Here is a 16516-nt window from a genome sequence, read left to right on the forward strand (position 1 = left end):
TTTATCGGAATATTAATATTTAGTTCTGGTTAATCAAAAACAACTTTATTTAGTTGAAAATCGCCATAAAAATTAATAAAGGCAAATAATCGGCTAATTCAGTTCGCATAATTTTCAAGGCTTTTCCAATCTGATTTTCTACTGTTTTGATAGAAAGCCCTAATTGATTAGCAATTTCTTGGTACTTCAATTCTTCAAATCTACTCATTTTAAAAATAAGTCGGCATTGTTCTGGTAGTTTTTCTAGTGCTTCTGCAATGCGTATTTCTAGCTCATTTTTATCAAGTAAATCGGTGGCAGAATCAAAAGTGTTTTCTATAAAATCACCAACATGTTGGCGATATACTTCTTGTACTTTTAGGTGTTTTATGCGATTCAAACAGGTATTATGGACGGCACGATATAGATAAGATTTTAAGGAAACTGTAATTTCTATTTCTTGACGTTGCTCCCAAAACTTCAAGAAAACGCCTTGTACTATTTCTTCGGCATCATCCATGTCTTTCAGGATGTTGCAAGAATAGTTGCACAAAGCCTGATAATGCTTTCGAAATACTGTTTCGAAAACACGCTCATTTCCTTGTCGAATGGCCAGTAAAATATCAGAATCAGAGAGTTGCAAAATTGATAGAGGTTATTTTTTCCGTAGAGTTACTCCCGCAAAATTACAAACTTCTTTGGTATTTTTCAGTGATGACAACCAAATTTGGTTTAACCCCTATTGATTAAATGATGATTGGTCGAATTATACTTTAAAATGCAATAAATATTCAATGACTTATTTTTGAAACTCTATTTTTCATTAGCGTTCTTTGTGGAAATTTATCTTTTATCTCGTAAAAACATGAATAGATTTTTCTTACAAGCTGGTGCTTTACTCGCAGGACTTTCGGTGGCTTTGGGTGCTTTTGGTGCTCATGCTTTCAAAGCTGCTTTGGAAGCTGCCAACCGAACAGATACTTTTGAAACAGCTGCTCGTTACCAAATGTACGGAGCTTTGGCTTTGATTTTTGTAGGCATTTTATCAGAGAAAATTCCTCATAAATTTTTGAATTGGGCAGGATATTCGTTTTTGATAGGAACATTTATTTTTTCAGGTTCTTTGTACTTGATTTGTGCGACTGGCGTAACGATGTGGGGTGCGGTTGCTCCAATTGGCGGAACAGCTTTGATAGCGGGTTGGATTTTTTTCTTTTTAAGTATAACGAAGAAGTAAAAATATAAAACAAAAGGCTATACGCTTACCTCAGTCGGAAGTATATAGCCTTTTGTTTATTCCATTTTGAGATTATTGCATTCGTACTTGTTCTAAACTTGCCCAAACGATTTCTCCCATCGTTTTACATTTCAGGAATTCATCAGAATTATAATATTTTGCAAGTTCTACTTTGAGTTGTTCGGTATTTTCTGGCGTTGAAATATCATCTTTTGCCATAATTGCCATCAATTCATATACTCTTTGGCTTTCTACTTTCAATCGCTTAGAAATCAGTGAACGTTCTTCAATTTGATATTGCTTAACCGATTCTGGCGTCATGTGGCGCATGCCCATTTCAATCAATGGATTATTCTGTTTGAAGTACTGTGGCATATAAACCGTACGTTTGCCTTCGTAACTCTGTTGGTCGAAATCAATAGCTCTGATTCTAAAATATACTTCTTCAAAATCTGGAGTGATTTCCACAATAAAATTGGAAGAGTGCATATCTCCTAAAAGCAAAACCAAACATCTTTCATTGAATTTTACAAACTCTTTTGCCAAACGAATTTCATTAATATCAGGATTACTCAGGTAGTTTTTGAAAAATTGATCGCCCGGCATACCAGCGATATGTTCTTCAACCAAGGAGTTTTCATAAGTAAGATAACTGATTCTATTGGGCGAAAGTAGATGTTCTAATTCCATTCCATATACTCTTGAACAGTCGGCTCTTTTGATATAAAAATAATCGAAATTATCATTTACTCGGTTGACAATCCTAATCCTAAAAGGCTGAGTATTGCCATAAGTACATAAATCAACTCTATCAACAGTCAAGTGTTTGATTACTTTTTCGTCGCCTTCTGTTTTTAAATCAGCATAGATTTTTTTGAGTCCTTCATAAACATGTTCAATTTCGGAATGAGGGAAAAAAACGGTAATCCACAAAGTGTCATTCCCAAATTTATCATACAAACTGATTGAGCTTTCGAAGCGAAGTAAATCGTTATATTGAATTGGCATTTTAATCTCCCGACCATATTTTGTTAAATATTTTCTGAGCTGAAGATTAATCTTGAAAGGAACTTTCTTTTTGGATATTAATGCCATAATTAAGTAAGAGTGAAAAGATTACCACCTTGAAAGTACTTGAGTACGATGAGCGTCAATTTTCAAGAAAATAAATAATAAAATTGAAAATGACCAAAGGGATGAACCGCCATAACTAAAAAAGGGCAGGGGGATACCGATTACTGGCATTAAGCCAATCGTCATGCCGATGTTTACCATAAAGTGAAAAAACAGAATGGAGACGACGCCATAGCCATAGACTCGGGCAAATCTGGATTTCTGTTGGTCTGCCAAATAAGCTACTCTCAACAAAAGTCCAAGGAATAAACCTACAACCAATAAACTTCCAAGGAAACCTTCTTCTTCGCCAACTGTACAGAAAATAAAATCGGTACTTTGTTCGGGTACGAAATCAAATTTGGTTTGTGTTCCTTGTAAATATCCTTTTCCCAAAAGTCCACCAGAACCAATGGCAATTTTTGCTTGACGCACATTATAACCTGTTTTTTTTCGGTCAAAATCTGGGTCAACTAATACTTTAATACGGTTTCGTTGATGCTGTTGGAGTACATTATTAATAGCCCAATCAACTCCTGTAACGAATAAACCCATCACAAAAGCGATTCCTAAAATAGTGATAATATTCTTTGTTTTTCGTTCATAACGTGGCATAATTAAAATAACAATTCCTGCCAAAACAGCTAAACCGATATAGATTTCCCACTCTTCATAAATCAGCGAAAGTACAAATAAAATAATGGTTGAAAGGAAAACGGCAGGGTAAATGCCAGGAAGTCCTTCACGATATAAGAGTATCATAAAAGATGCAAAAACCAATGCTACGCCCGTTTCATGAGAAGCCAAAATAAGAATTGGCGGGACTAAAATAATTAATGCTACCGTAAATTGGTCTTTAAAACGAGTTAAATTCACCAGAGGCGTACTTACGTATTTTGCCAAAGCCAAAGCAGTAGCCATTTTGGCAAATTCGGCAGGCTGTAATTGAAAACCACCAATTCTGAACCACGAATGCGAACCTTTTACTTCTGTACCAACCAGCAAAACAGCAACTAGCATGAACATGAAAAATCCATAAATGATGAAGGCAAAAGTATCATAAAAACGATAGTCAATCACTAAAATGGCGATGATGAGTAGTACCGTTGTGCCAATCCAAATTAACTGTTTGCCTGCATTGGTATCAAAAAAGCCGGGGTCACCAATCCAAAGAGGATTTTCAGGATTATAAATAGCTGCATAAATGTTAAACCAGCCTACGGTTACGCAAACGATAAAAAGTAAGACTGTAATCCAGTCTAGATTTTTAGATATTTTTTCTTGCCTTGCCAAGTTGAGTTCGATGAATTAGGTTATTCAATTGTTTTGAATAACGAGTAATTAGAATTTTAAAAAATAGAAACGCTTTTAGACTACGTTACTGCTTTTTTACTGATGGTTTTGAATTGATTGCTTTTTTGGGGTTCATCGGTATTTTTACTTCATTCTTTTTTTGTGAACCGCCCATAGGTAAAGTAATGGTGGTAGGTGTGGTTAAGAATAGCTCTTCATCTACTTTTTGAGCAGTATCAGGCTTCATCTTTGTTTTTGGTTTTGATGCCAACTCATTTCTAACAGTCAATAGATTTGGATAGCTTTTATTCATCCATTTAGTTTCGATGGCTTTTCTGTCAACATGACCTTTAATATATTTTTCAATACATAAGGAAGCAATTGGAGCAGCATGCGCACCACCAGAGCCTGCATTTTCCACAAAAACTGCAATGGCAATTTTTGGGTTGTCTTTTGGGGCAAAAGCGATAAAAATTGAGTGGTTTTCTCCATGACGGTTTTGTGAAGTACCTGTTTTTCCACACATTTGAATATCACTCATTCGTCCATCGCCTGAAACCGTTCCGTTATTTACGGCTAAAACCATTCCATCAATAACGGTATTAAAATGACGGCGGTCGATGCCGACAGATATTTTCTCTTTATACTTCGGGTCGATTGCTCCGATTGAGTTAATGCCTTTTACTAAATGTGGACGAATGTACCAGCCTCTGTTTGCAATGATTGCCGCAACATTTGCCATTTTTAAAGGATTTACAATGATTTCCCCTTCACCAATACTATTACTTGCGATGTTAGAGAATTTCCATGAAAGTGCGCCTTTGTACATTACTTCGTTGTAATACTTTACATCTGGTAATTTACCTTTTTTCTCGTTTGGCAAATCAATATCCAATAATTGCCCAATCCCAAACTTTGCCACCATGTCATCCCATTTCTGTAAACCCAATGCAGATTTTTTGAAGATATTTTTCTCAGAATTATTATAAATCATGCGCTTGTAAGTCTGATAAAAATAGGGGTTACAAGAATATTGAATGGCTTTTTGAACATCGCTCGCTACTGGATGACCGTGACTACAATGAATGGGAGAACCCGCATGACCAAAACCTGTGTTTGGCGTAATTACACCCATTTGTAAAGCTACCAATGCTTGAATAATTTTAAACGTAGAACCCGGACGATAATAAGCACTTGGCGGACGATTCAATAAAGGATGAAGAGGATTTAAGTTTAGGGTTTGAAAATACTTCGAAAAAGTACGCCCAGATAATTGGCTTGGGTCGTAAGTTGGTGCGGAAACCATTGCCAATACTTCGCCAGTACTTGGTTCAATCGCAACAACACTTCCTACTTTATGTTGCATTAAACTATCGGCATAAGCTTGCAAATTAATATCAACGGAACTCAATAAATTTTTACCAGCAACAGGATTTTTATCAAAAGCACCACCTTTAAAAGATCCTTTTTCAACACCACGACTATTAACCATCATGTATTTGATGCCTCTTTCGCCACGAAGGTCTTCTTCATAAAATCGTTCAAGACCAGTTACACCGATATAATCACCTTGTCGGTAATATTCATCGCCTTCTTCTTCTAGTTTTTCTAAGCGTTCAGGACTGATTTCGCCAACATATCCCAAAGCATTTGCCATCGCTTTTGAATCATAAGTACGCACAGCACTTAATTGAAACTCAAAACCTGGATAATCTACCATGGCATCTTGTACTTTGGCAAAATCTTCACGAGAAAGCTGTCTCAAAAATAGAGAAGGACGAACGGGAGAATATATTCTTGCTAAATGGGTAAGGCTGTCAAAAGATTGGCGAGTAATACCAAAAATTTGACAAAAACGAAGTGTGTCGGCAACTTTTGCTTTTTTAGGAGTAATGTATAAATCATAAACTACCGTGTTGCTCACGATTAGTTTTTTGTTTCTATCATAAACCAAACCTCTGAAAGGCACTTGCATAATCTTTCGGATGGCATTGTTTTCGGCATCTAGCTTGTAAGTTTCATCAACAACTTGTAGGAAAAACAGCCTACAGATGTAGATAAATGCAATAAGGATAAAGAAACCTTGGATAAATCGTTTTCTTAGTTCGTCCACGAGTAATAAAAATTTTATAAATAAGCCACGAGGCTGATGAATGTCTGTATTTTAAATAAATTACTAATAAGCTTTGAGCTTTTTTGGTAAAATTGCTATTCAAAAAAATAATTGTTTTAAATAGCTCGATTTAATATTTTTTTAATCTTTGAAGTAAATTTTCAAGAAAATTATACCAATTCTTCCTGAAAAAACGCTTACTACAAAATTTGTTATTTTTAAGGAAAATATCAACGAAAACGCCAAATGAGTTGCAATATTCTGATAAATTATTCTTTTGGTAAACCTTTGATAAAAAGGTACATTCCTGCAAAAATAAAAAACAGCGAACAGCCCACCGTAAACCAAGGAGTTTTCATCATCATTTTTTCATCAAGCCATCTTCCCAAGAATACTCCCCCAGCTATAGTCACTAACATTTGTGTGCCAGCACCCATATAACGCATATATTTATTGTTATTATTTTGCGAGTCGTCTTTCATGATTTTTAATAACATTTAAAATCGGATAAATAGAGAAAAGCTTAGGATGCGACCCAAAACTGAATTTATGAGGCTTTTTGATTGAATAAATTAAAAAAATAGCTTTAACATAAAAACTGATACTAATTTTACGTAAAGTTGCGTTTCTTTCACGGTTTCAGCATTAAAAATCTCTATGAATAAATATTTTATTTTATGTGTCGCTTGTCTTACAGGAGTTTTGGTATTGAGTTGTTCTCAGTACAGTAATTCTCCGTTGAGCGTGGGGTTTCATAATGTTAATGCCAAGTACAATGCGTTGTTTCAAGCAAAGATTAAATTCAAAGAAGCCGAAACGTTAATTTTTGATGCTCGTCAAGATAATTTTTCTCAACTTCTCCCAATATTACTTCCGATAGATTCTCTATCCACTCAGACAGTTAATGAACAATTAGCTTCCGTTATCAAAAAAGCTTCTTTGGTTGCCGAACGCCATCAAAATTCTAAATGGTTGGATGATGCCTATGTGATTATCGGACAAGCTAGGTTGTTGAAAGAAGATTATAAAAATGCTATTGAAACATTTAAGTTTGTCAATACCAATGCAACCAGTGATGATGCCAGAGATGCCGCTTTAATTGGTTTGATGCGTGCTTATACCGAACAAGGTGAATATCAAACGGCATTAAGAGTAGCGGAAATTCTTCGTGAAGAACCTTTGAATAAAGAAAATACCGCAGATTTTTATTTGACAAAAGCGTATTTACATCAACAGAAAGAAGAGTACAAAACATCTGTTGCTATTTTGGAAGAAGCTTTGCCGCTATTACCTAAAAATGAAGCAAAAGCAAGGCTGTACTTTGTGGCAGGGCAATTGTATGAATTGATTAATAATCCAAGATTAGCCGCCGATAAATATTCCTCAGTTAGTAAAAATAGACCTTCTTATAATTTGAGTTTTTATGCGAAACTCAATAAATCGTTGGCTTTAGGACAAACTAATAGTTTCCAGAAATTATTAAAAGACCCGAAAAACAATGATTTGCAAGATAAGATTTATGAAGCGATGGCAACTGCCGAAATCAGAAAAGGTAATACAAAGTCTGGTTTGGCTTTATTACAATCTTCTGCCAGAACGAATCAAAACCCTCAGCAATTAGCATTTACTTATCTCAGATTAGCAGATTCTTATTATAACCAAATGGGCGATTATGAAATGGCATCCGCTTATTATGATAGTACCGCCACTTTATTGCCTCAGCAAGATGCCCAATACAAACGAGTAATTGATAGACAACGTTCTTTGTCTGATTTTGTAACACAAGTAAAGATTATCAGAACGGAAGATTCGCTACAACGCTTGTCGAAAATGAGTGCAGACCAATTGGATAAGATTTTAGAAAAAGTTTATATAGACCAACAATTCAAAGAAGATAGTCAAAAGCGTGCAGCCGAAATTGCCAATAAAGGAAAGCAATTACAAAATAAAAATACAACGAGTACTTTCAACGACCCGAATAAACCGATGTGGTATTTTAATAATCCCATCGCTATTTCACAAGGAAAAACAGCCTTTACAGCTCGTTGGGGAAATCGAGTGTTAGAAGATAATTGGCGAAGAAGTAGCAAAGAAAATACACTTTCGTTTGATAATAATGCACTTTCAAATCAAAATCTAAACAATAATTTGAATGCTAATCTTGGTGAATTAAATGCTAAAAGTATTGGTGCTGATGGCATGAAAGCTGGGATTGCAGCTTTGAGAGCAAAAATTCCATTTTCTCCAGAAGCACTTTTAGCCTCAAAGAAAAGACAAGAAGAAGCTACTTTCGCTTTGGGGAAAGTATATAAACTGAATTTGAACGAGCCTAAAAATGCTATTATTACTTTCGAGAAGTTCTTGAAAGAATTTCCAAGTTCTAGCCACGAAACAGAAGTATTGTATTTACTCTGTTTATTAACGGAAGATAATGCAGGAGTTTATGCTGCTTACAAAAATCAATTGATGACAAAATATGCAGATTCGTATTTTGCAAGATTGTTGATACGAAGCCAAAATGAAAGTTTAAGCACAGGAAAAGAATCAGAAGTACAGAAGTTGTATGCCGAAGCTTATAATTACTTTGTACAAAATAATTTTACAAATGCTTTAACAATTGTTGAAACTGGATTGAAAGATTATCCGAACAGTCAAATTGAAGATAAATTAGTGTTTTTGAAAGCGGTATTATTTGCAAAAACCCAAGATACAAAAGCATATAAAACGGCACTAGAAAATTTTATTTCCGATTATCCAAAAAGTCAATTAATTACTTTGGCTAAAGAAAGATTAGCAACTTTAAGTACTAAATAATTAATTGTGATTGAGTGATTGAATAGTACTTTTTTCAATCACTCAATCACAACTCACTCATTCACTAATTACCCAACTCTCGGGCAACGTTTAAATTCTTTTGTTCTATCAAATAAATAGCGATAAGTGATATATTCTTTATCACGTGTTGTTCCTAATTGAGAAACAAAACGATTCATTTTTGGATTAAAATCACCAACCCAGTTCATATCAATGGTTTCATACTGATAATGCGGATTGTCTCGTCCAGCTTGACGAAAACGTAAAGCAATGGCAGATTCAACGCCTTTTCCTTGATAGTCTGGCACAACGCCAAAGATTACGCCACAAGTACGAGTAATCACGCCACGCATCAGGAGTAACATAAACTTAGCTTTTTCCCAAACGCCAAATTTTCCGTTAAGGTGTTTTACAATTTGGTTGATGTCGGGAATAACAATAAAAAATGCAATTGGACGCTCGCCTGCGTAAGCGAACCAAGTAAGTTCTTCGTCGATAATTGGTTTCATTTGTTTTACCAAATTACTTGCCTGTTCTTCGGTCATGGCTTTTACGCCCGGAAATTTTGCCCAACCTTCATTAAAAATCGTTCTGAAATCTTCGCCATATTTCGCCAATTTACTTTTTTCAATATGACGGAACGAGTACTCTGGATTTTCGTAAATACGCTTTGCCTTTTCTTCTACAGCATTCGCAACAGAAGCAGCTCGTATCGGCGAGACATAAACATACTGTTGGAAATAATCTTTGAAACCATATTTATCGAAGTACTGAATATAGTACTCTTTCGTCCACGGCATTTTGTAAGTAGGTTCGTATTGCCAACCTTTGGTCATTAATCCCCAGAAAGAATCTCTTTCACCAAAATTGATAGGGCCATCCATCGCTTCCATTCCCTTTGAAGCCAGCCAATTTTTACAAGTATCAAACAACAAAAAAGCCGCCGCTTCATCTTCGATACATTCAAAAAAGCCCATTCCGCCAGTAGGTTGTTCTTCTTTTGTAGCCGTTTCGTGATTGATAAAAGCCGCTACTCGTCCGATAGTTTTACCTGTTGAATCCTGCAAAATCCATCGAATAGCCTCGCCATGTTTGAAATACTTATTCTTTTCAGGATTGAAAGTATTCTCAATATCTTGGTCGAGCGGACGAATCCAATTTTTATCCTGTTCATACAATCTAACAGGCAATAACAGAAATTCTTGTTGAAGATGTTTATGATTAGCTACTTCTAAAATGGTCATTGTTGTTGGGTTGAATATTTTTTCAAAGATAGAGGATTTGTATAAAGCCTCCATATTTACTGAGTCAGCTTGCAAGTTACGAAGGAAGCCGATAGAAAAATAACAGAAAAATTGTCAAATATACCCGAAGGACTTACGTTTGTCATGCGATAAGCATTTTGGAACGAAAATTACTTCAATCCGTTATACTTTTATTAGTTTTGTAAAGAAATCAATTTTGATAATCATGACTGACAAAGCAAAAATCATAAAAGATTTTACAGAAACCATGAAAGCCCATTATGGTGAACGGCTGTCAAAGATAATTTTGTATGGCTCTTATGCTCGTGGAGATTTTCATGCCGAGTCGGATATTGATTTTATGGTTTTACTTAATGACAATAATGTAAGAGCAAGCAAAGAAGCTTTAAACATCGGAGATAAACTTTACGATTTATCAATGAAATTTTTAACAATGGTTTCAGCACAAGTAATACCTCAATTTTATTTTGAAAAAAGTAACACGCTTTTTTTTAGAAATGTAAAAAAAGAAGGTTTTATAGTTTATCAATAATCTCTCATCAATAGCATTACAAAAAACTTTTTATAATAAATCAATTTAGTCCACAAGAATAATCCAACTGAATGCAACCTTTAAAAATATACAATACCCTCAGCCGAGAAAAAGAACTTTTTACGCCCATCAATGCCCCGCATGTGGGAATGTATGTTTGTGGCCCTACTGTTTATAATTACGTTCACCTTGGAAATGTCCGTACTTTCTTAACTTTCGATATTCTCAATCGCTACCTTACTCATATTGGCTACAAAGTGCGTTATGTAAGAAATATTACAGACGTGGGTCACTTGGTGGGCGATGGCGACGAAGGCGAAGATAAAATCGGTAAAATGGCGAAGCTCGAAAAGCTTGAGCCGATGGAAATTGTGCAGCGTTATACCAACGATTTCCACAAAGTACTCGAACAATTTAATTTACTTCCACCAAGTATCGAACCTTCGGCTACTGGACATATTGTTGAACAAATTGAAACAACAAAATCTTTAATTGATAAAGGTTTAGCTTACGAATCGCAAGGTTCGGTATATTTTGATATTGCTCGCTATAATGCTGAAGGTGGAAATTATGGCAAACTTTCGGGAAGAGTATTGGAAGATTTATTAACTGAAACTCGTGATTTAGATGGCGTTGGCGAAAAACGTAATCCATTAGATTTTGCTCTTTGGAAAAAAGCTGCTCCTGAACATTTAATGCGATGGACTTCACCTTGGGGCGATGGTTTTCCGGGTTGGCATTTAGAATGTACTTGTATGAGTACCAAATATTTAGGAGATACTTTCGATATTCATGGTGGAGGAATGGATTTGAAATTCCCACATCACGAATGCGAAATTGCGCAAGCAAAAGGAGCAAATGGTGTTGAACCTGTACGCTATTGGATGCACTCGAATATGCTTACGGTGAACGGACAAAAAATGTCTAAATCATTAGGTAATTCTTTCTTGCCTGCTGAATTATTTGCTGGCTCACATCCATTGTTGGAGCAAGCGTACAGCCCAATGACGGTTCGTTTCTTCATGTTGCAGTCGCAGTATAGAAGTACTTTGGATTTTTCAAACGATGCCTTAAAAGCTGCTCAGAAAGGTTATAAACGTTTGATTAATGGCTTGAGAATCGTCAAAAATCTTGAATATATTGCTGATGAATCTATCGCTATTGATGAAAAACAAGTATCTGAGGTAGAGAAAGGTATTCAAAATTGCTACGATGGTTTGAATGATGATTTGAATACTGCTGTAGCTATTGCAGGCTTGTTTAATTTGGTCAAGAAAATCAACCAACTTTATATGGGACAAGTACAAACCGCCCAATTAGGCGAGAGTACTTTTAATTTGTTGAAAGAATCTTTCGTTGCCATTATTGAAAATGTACTTGGCTTAGTAGAAGAACCAAACGAAAACATTGAAGCTTTTGCAAAAGGAATGTTGTCACTTTATCGTGAATACAAAGAAGCAAAACAATACGATAAAGTAGATGAAATCAGAGGTTATTTTAAGGCGAATGGTTTAGTCATCAAAGACATGAAAACAAAAATTGATTGGGCTTACGAAGAGTAACCTTAACTATTTTATTCAATTTTTAACGAATTCAAATGAGAACTCCCAGTATAACGCCTGTTGTAAAGGCATTGATGGCGATTAATATTATCGTATTTGGTGTAGAGTATTTTGGTCATAAAGATATGATTGTGTCGGTAATGGGACTTCATTACTTTACTTCTGATAAATTTTTACCTTTTCAGTTTCTGACATCAATATTTGTTCATGCCGATCTTCATCATTTATTTAATAACATGTTGGGCTTGTTTTTTCTTGGGCCAATGTTAGAAATGTATTGGGGAGATAAGCGTTTTTTGACTTTCTTTTTAGTAACAGGAATGGGCTCTGGTTTACTATACATGGGTTTAAAGTATTATGATTATTCAACGCTTGAATCAGCGACAAGAGCATACATTGAACATCCAGACTTAAATCAGTTTAGTAAATTTTTGTATCAGTATTTCCCAGATGGGATACCGCATAATGCTTATGTACTAATTGAAGGGAATCCAAACAATATTACCGTACAGAATTCAGTTCTAGTTGCACAAGAATGTTTGAAGTCTGTTTTGGATACTCCACTAATCGGAGCATCTGGGGCGGTGTTTGGAGTAATGGCAGGTTTTGCTTTACTTTTTCCTAACACAGAACTAATGCTTTTTTTATTGCCAATCCCGATAAAAGCGAAATATTTTGTAGCTTTATATGGTCTATACGAACTGTATGCTGGCTTGAATAAAATGCCGGGTGATAATGTAGCACACTTTGCTCATATCGGTGGAATGATATTTGCGTTTATTCTAATTAAAATTTGGGGTAAAAATAGAAACTCCTTTTATTGAAAATAATAACATTCTGTTTTTCAAATTGTTATACTGAAATATTGATTTTTTTTGAGTAATATTAAAGTTTATAAAGGAATATAAAAATGAGTGGGATTTTAGATGACTTTAAAGACGCTTTTTCCAAGCGAAACAATGGCTTAATTCAGCTAATATGGTTGAATGTAGCTGTATATGTTGTGATGTTGTTGGTGTTGATAAGTCTTACAATTTTCTTTAAAAAAGCTGAATTGTTTGATAATGCTTTATCATACCTAAGTCTCACGCCGTCTTTAGGGATTTTTATGTATCGTCCGTGGACGATTCTTACTTATTCTTTTTTTCACTCGGTTAATCCTATTGCTCATTTATTACCCAACATGTTGATGCTTTATTGGTTTGGAGCCATCATTCAAGAGTTTTTGGGTAGTCGTAGATTAATCAATCTATACATTTTAGGGGCAATTTTCGGAGGTGTTTTTGCTTTGCTTACTTTTAATTTTATTCCATATTACCAAACAGGAATTAATACTACTATTATCGGTGCTTCTGGAAGTGTAATGGCGATTATGTTTGCTGCGGCGACACTTGCTCCAGATTATACTTTCTTTTTGTTTTTGATTGGTCCTGTTAGAATAAAATATATCGCTTTCTTCTTCTTCTTAATTTCATTGGCTGGTGCAATTGGCGTAAATGCTGGCGGAGGAATTGTTCATTTAGGCGGTGCTTTATTAGGTTATTTGTACGTAAAACAATTGCAAGCTGGTAACGACTGGGGAACACCAATTGATGTAACGGTAGATTTTTTCAAAAGAATTATTAATCGTACCGAAAAACCGAAGATTAAAGTTGCTTACCGACAAAAAGAAACTTCTTATAATAGTACAAGTGTAGGAGTAGGCGTTGGTTATCCAGATGAAGATGAAGTGGATGCTATTTTAGATAAAATTTCACGTTCAGGCTACGAAAGTTTAACAAAAGAAGAAAAACAAAAACTATTCAAGGCTTCTCAGAAGTAAGATAATATACTCATTTTTCAAAAAAAGGTTAAGTAGTAAATCTGCTTGACCTTTTTTATTGTTACCAAGCTTAAAATATTTCCGTAAATTTGTCAGCTCAATACGAAGTTTGACCTAAGATTCTTCCTATATTTAAGTTTAGTAAAACATTTTAAGGACTAACAGGGTTATTACTTTCAAATTCACACTCGGAAACCCCATGCAAATTATACCCGGAAAAATACTAGCTCAGATTAATACTCCAGAAGATTTAAGGAGACGTAATCGTTCTGAATTGTTGCAGATTTGTGATGAACTGCGTCAATATATTATTGATGATGTATCGGTGTATGGCGGACATTTTGGGGCTTCACTTGGTGTGGTTGAATTATCCGTAGCACTTCATTATGTTTTCAATACGCCCAACGACCAATTAATTTGGGATGTAGGTCATCAAGCTTACGGACATAAAATCTTAACAGGGCGTAGAGATAATTTCCATACCAATCGTTTATATGGTGGAATTTCTGGTTTCCCAAAACGCAAAGAGAGTAAATATGATGCCTTTGGTGTTGGGCATTCATCTACTTCTATATCAGCGGCTTTGGGAATGTCGGTGGCTTCTAATTATAAAGGAGAAACTGACCGTCAGCATATCGCAGTAATTGGTGATGGCTCAATGACAGGAGGAATGGCTTTTGAAGCGATGAATCATGCGGGTGATATTCCGAACAATATGATTATCATTTTGAATGATAATTGCATGGCAATTGACCCTAATGTAGGTGCTTTGAAAGAATATTTAACAGATATTACTACTTCACATACTTATAACAGAGTAAAAGATGAAGTGTGGAATCTGTTAGGAAAAATGTCAACATTTGGGAAATCTGCTCAAGACATCGTTTCTAAAATTGAAAATGGCTTAAAAGCTACTTTGCTCAAACAAAGTAATTTATTTGAATCACTGAATTTGCGATATTTTGGACCAATAGATGGACACGATGTAGAATATATGGTTACGGTCTTGAATGATTTGAAAAATATTCCTGGGCCTAAAATTCTTCACTGTATTACTACCAAAGGTAAAGGTTATGCCTTGGCTGAAAAAGACCAAACTTTATGGCATGCACCAGGTAAGTTTGATAAGATTACTGGTGAAATCAAGAAAAAGTATTATTCTACGCCACAAGCGCCAAAGTATCAAGATGTTTTCGGACATACAATTGTTGAATTAGCAGAGAAAAACGCCAAAATTATGGGCGTAACACCTGCAATGCCTTCGGGAAGTTCGCTGAATTTGATGATGAAAGTAATGCCAAATCGTGCTTTCGATGTAGGAATTGCTGAACAACATGCAGTTACTTTTTCGGCGGGTATGGCTACACAAGGACTTACGGTTTTCTGTAATATTTATTCAACTTTCATGCAACGTGCTTACGACCAAGTAATTCACGACGTTGCCATTCAAGAATTACCCGTTATTTTCTGCCTCGACCGTGCTGGTTTTGCTGGTGCAGATGGTCCTACGCATCATGGTGCTTATGATATTGCCTATATGCGTTGTATTCCAAACATGATTGTCTTTGCTCCAATGAATGAAAAAGAGTTGAGAGATATTATGTTTACTGTTGCTCAAGACGAATTTAAAGACTTGAAAAAATGTATCTCTATTCGTTACCCACGTGGAGAAGGTGTTATGCCTAATTGGAAAACCGAATTTGAGAAAATGGAAATCGGTAAAGGTAGAAAAATTAAAGATGGAGAAAATGTAGCGATACTCACAATCGGTCATATCGGAAATTATGCCGTTCAAGCTTGTGAAGTATTAGCCAGCGAAGGTATTAATCCAGCACATTATGATATGCGTTTTGTAAAACCTTTGGACGAAACGATGCTTCATGAAATTTTCCAAAATTATGATAAAGTAATTACGGTAGAAGACGGTTGTATTCAAGGTGGTTTTGGTACAGCGGTTGCAGAATTTATGTTGGATAATAATTACACTGCACAAATCAAACGTTTGGGTATTCCTGATAGAATTGTTGAGCATGGTGAGCAATTAGAGTTACATCATGAATGCGGATTCGATCCAGAAGGAGTTGCAGAAGCCGTTAGAAGTATTCTTGGGACTCAAAAGAATATACACAAATCAGAAATAGTTAAGGTGGCTCTAAATTAATTTTTAGAGATAATTTACTGAAAATAAAATAGATAGCTAAATGTTTATATCTGAAGGCTAAATAATAATGACTTAGGCGAAAATGATTTTTCGCCTTTTTTATTTTGGCTTTATTAACTACATTTGCCCAATGAAACAATTTACAGCCATATTGCTAAGTTTAGTCATCTTTGTGGGAAGCTTATTCCCCAAAGCCGATGCTTTGCAGTTAGCAAAAATTGGAGAATTGGTAAAACACTATAAAGAACACAAAAATAGTTGGAATGAAAACATTAGCTTTTTAGAGTTTTTAGCGATGCACTATTCAACCGCATCTAAACACTTAAAAACAGCGAAACATTCTCATTCAAATTTACCAAATTTAGATTCCCACAGTACCGCAACACTGTTTGAACCTACTTTCAATAAAAAAATTGTACTCCACTTTGATGCTATCTTCAAAGTTTTTTCTGAACCCAATTTCGTTTGGAAAAATTTCTATAGTTTTTCTATAGTTCAGACACTATTCAACCCTCCTCGATTCTAATTTCTCTAGGCAAAATCCGCTTTGTCATTTCTTATCATTTTTTCATCACGAAGCTTCCTTCGTGAAAATACCTTTATTTACAATAATGAGCTTTTCCAC

14 protein-coding genes are annotated in these 16516 nt (G+C 35.1%); 8 read left to right on the plus strand and 6 right to left on the minus strand.

The features are described 5' to 3' along the window. Positions 1–49: 49 nt before the first annotated feature. A complete protein-coding gene (locus VB776_RS05625) occupies positions 50–622 on the minus strand; it encodes an RNA polymerase sigma-70 factor (RefSeq protein WP_323326861.1) in 573 nt (190 codons plus the stop codon). A 222-nt stretch (positions 623–844) separates the two neighbouring features. Between VB776_RS05625 and VB776_RS05630 the strand changes: the two genes are divergently transcribed. Next, complete coding sequence (locus VB776_RS05630; protein ID WP_323326863.1) at positions 845–1216, plus strand: DUF423 domain-containing protein; 372 nt, start codon at positions 845–847, stop codon at positions 1214–1216. Between the two features lie 72 nt (positions 1217–1288). Here the strand turns inward: VB776_RS05630 and VB776_RS05635 are convergent, their stop codons facing one another. The 4 genes from VB776_RS05635 to VB776_RS05650 form a co-directional block, all read right to left on the minus strand. Beyond that, entirely contained in the window at positions 1289–2311 is a 1023-nt protein-coding gene (locus VB776_RS05635) for a hypothetical protein (protein WP_323326865.1), read from the minus strand. 21 nt (positions 2312–2332) lie between these two features. Then, complete coding sequence (rodA, locus tag VB776_RS05640; protein ID WP_323326867.1) at positions 2333–3622, minus strand: rod shape-determining protein RodA; 1290 nt, start codon at positions 3620–3622, stop codon at positions 2333–2335. Positions 3623–3707: 85 nt separating this feature from the next. After that, a complete protein-coding gene (mrdA, locus tag VB776_RS05645) occupies positions 3708–5735 on the minus strand; it encodes a penicillin-binding protein 2 (protein WP_323326869.1) in 2028 nt (675 codons plus the stop codon). A 269-nt stretch (positions 5736–6004) separates the two neighbouring features. Then, positions 6005–6217, minus strand: a complete 213-nt coding sequence (locus tag VB776_RS05650; protein WP_323258531.1) for an AtpZ/AtpI family protein — start codon at positions 6215–6217, stop codon at positions 6005–6007. 175 nt (positions 6218–6392) lie between these two features. Here VB776_RS05650 and porW point away from each other — a divergent pair, with 175 nt between their 5' ends. After that, positions 6393–8549, plus strand: a complete 2157-nt coding sequence (porW, locus tag VB776_RS05655) for a type IX secretion system periplasmic lipoprotein PorW/SprE (RefSeq protein ID WP_323326871.1) — start codon at positions 6393–6395, stop codon at positions 8547–8549. A 68-nt stretch (positions 8550–8617) separates the two neighbouring features. Here the strand turns inward: porW and VB776_RS05660 are convergent, their stop codons facing one another. Next, positions 8618–9793 carry a hypothetical protein gene (locus VB776_RS05660; RefSeq protein WP_323326873.1) on the minus strand — a complete coding sequence of 392 codons (1176 nt, stop codon included), beginning with the start codon at positions 9791–9793 and terminating at the stop codon, positions 8618–8620. A gap of 226 nt (positions 9794–10019) precedes the next feature. Between VB776_RS05660 and VB776_RS05665 the strand changes: the two genes are divergently transcribed. The 6 genes from VB776_RS05665 (at position 10020) to VB776_RS05690 (ending at position 16417) form a co-directional block, all read left to right on the plus strand. Continuing rightward, positions 10020–10346: a nucleotidyltransferase domain-containing protein gene (locus VB776_RS05665; protein WP_323326875.1), complete on the plus strand. Its 327-nt coding sequence runs from the start codon at positions 10020–10022 to the stop codon at positions 10344–10346. 71 nt (positions 10347–10417) lie between these two features. After that, entirely contained in the window at positions 10418–11908 is a 1491-nt protein-coding gene (cysS, locus tag VB776_RS05670; RefSeq protein ID WP_323326877.1) for a cysteine--tRNA ligase, read from the plus strand. 35 nt (positions 11909–11943) lie between these two features. After that, the gene (locus VB776_RS05675) at positions 11944–12732 is read left to right on the plus strand and encodes a rhomboid family intramembrane serine protease (protein WP_323326879.1); all 789 of its coding nucleotides are present in this window, start codon (positions 11944–11946) and stop codon (positions 12730–12732) included. Between the two features lie 86 nt (positions 12733–12818). Then, positions 12819–13730, plus strand: coding sequence for a rhomboid family intramembrane serine protease (locus VB776_RS05680; protein ID WP_323258524.1), 912 nt, complete (start codon positions 12819–12821; stop codon positions 13728–13730). Positions 13731–13929: 199 nt separating this feature from the next. Then, complete coding sequence (gene dxs, locus VB776_RS05685; protein ID WP_323326881.1) at positions 13930–15891, plus strand: 1-deoxy-D-xylulose-5-phosphate synthase; 1962 nt, start codon at positions 13930–13932, stop codon at positions 15889–15891. A gap of 130 nt (positions 15892–16021) precedes the next feature. Beyond that, positions 16022–16417, plus strand: coding sequence for a hypothetical protein (locus tag VB776_RS05690; protein ID WP_323326883.1), 396 nt, complete (start codon positions 16022–16024; stop codon positions 16415–16417). Positions 16418–16516: the final 99 nt, after the last annotated feature.

Source organism: Arcicella gelida, assembly GCF_034931025.1.
Lineage (GTDB): Bacteria > Bacteroidota > Bacteroidia > Cytophagales > Spirosomataceae > Arcicella > Arcicella gelida.

What these genes read in the sequence shown, in the direction of transcription:
- VB776_RS05635 (WP_323326865.1), bottom strand. Translation starts at nt 2,311, where the DNA reads ATGGCATTAATATCCAAAAAGAAAGTTCCTTTCAAGATTAATCTTCAG.
- VB776_RS05680 (WP_323258524.1), top strand. Translation starts at nt 12,819, where the DNA reads ATGAGTGGGATTTTAGATGACTTTAAAGACGCTTTTTCCAAGCGAAAC.
- VB776_RS05650 (WP_323258531.1), bottom strand. Translation starts at nt 6,217, where the DNA reads ATGAAAGACGACTCGCAAAATAATAACAATAAATATATGCGTTATATG.
- dxs (WP_323326881.1), top strand. Translation starts at nt 13,930, where the DNA reads ATGCAAATTATACCCGGAAAAATACTAGCTCAGATTAATACTCCAGAA.
- VB776_RS05660 (WP_323326873.1), bottom strand. Translation starts at nt 9,793, where the DNA reads ATGACCATTTTAGAAGTAGCTAATCATAAACATCTTCAACAAGAATTT.
- cysS (WP_323326877.1), top strand. Translation starts at nt 10,418, where the DNA reads ATGCAACCTTTAAAAATATACAATACCCTCAGCCGAGAAAAAGAACTT.
- VB776_RS05665 (WP_323326875.1), top strand. Translation starts at nt 10,020, where the DNA reads ATGACTGACAAAGCAAAAATCATAAAAGATTTTACAGAAACCATGAAA.
- VB776_RS05630 (WP_323326863.1), top strand. Translation starts at nt 845, where the DNA reads ATGAATAGATTTTTCTTACAAGCTGGTGCTTTACTCGCAGGACTTTCG.
- VB776_RS05690 (WP_323326883.1), top strand. Translation starts at nt 16,022, where the DNA reads ATGAAACAATTTACAGCCATATTGCTAAGTTTAGTCATCTTTGTGGGA.
- porW (WP_323326871.1), top strand. Translation starts at nt 6,393, where the DNA reads ATGAATAAATATTTTATTTTATGTGTCGCTTGTCTTACAGGAGTTTTG.
- VB776_RS05675 (WP_323326879.1), top strand. Translation starts at nt 11,944, where the DNA reads ATGAGAACTCCCAGTATAACGCCTGTTGTAAAGGCATTGATGGCGATT.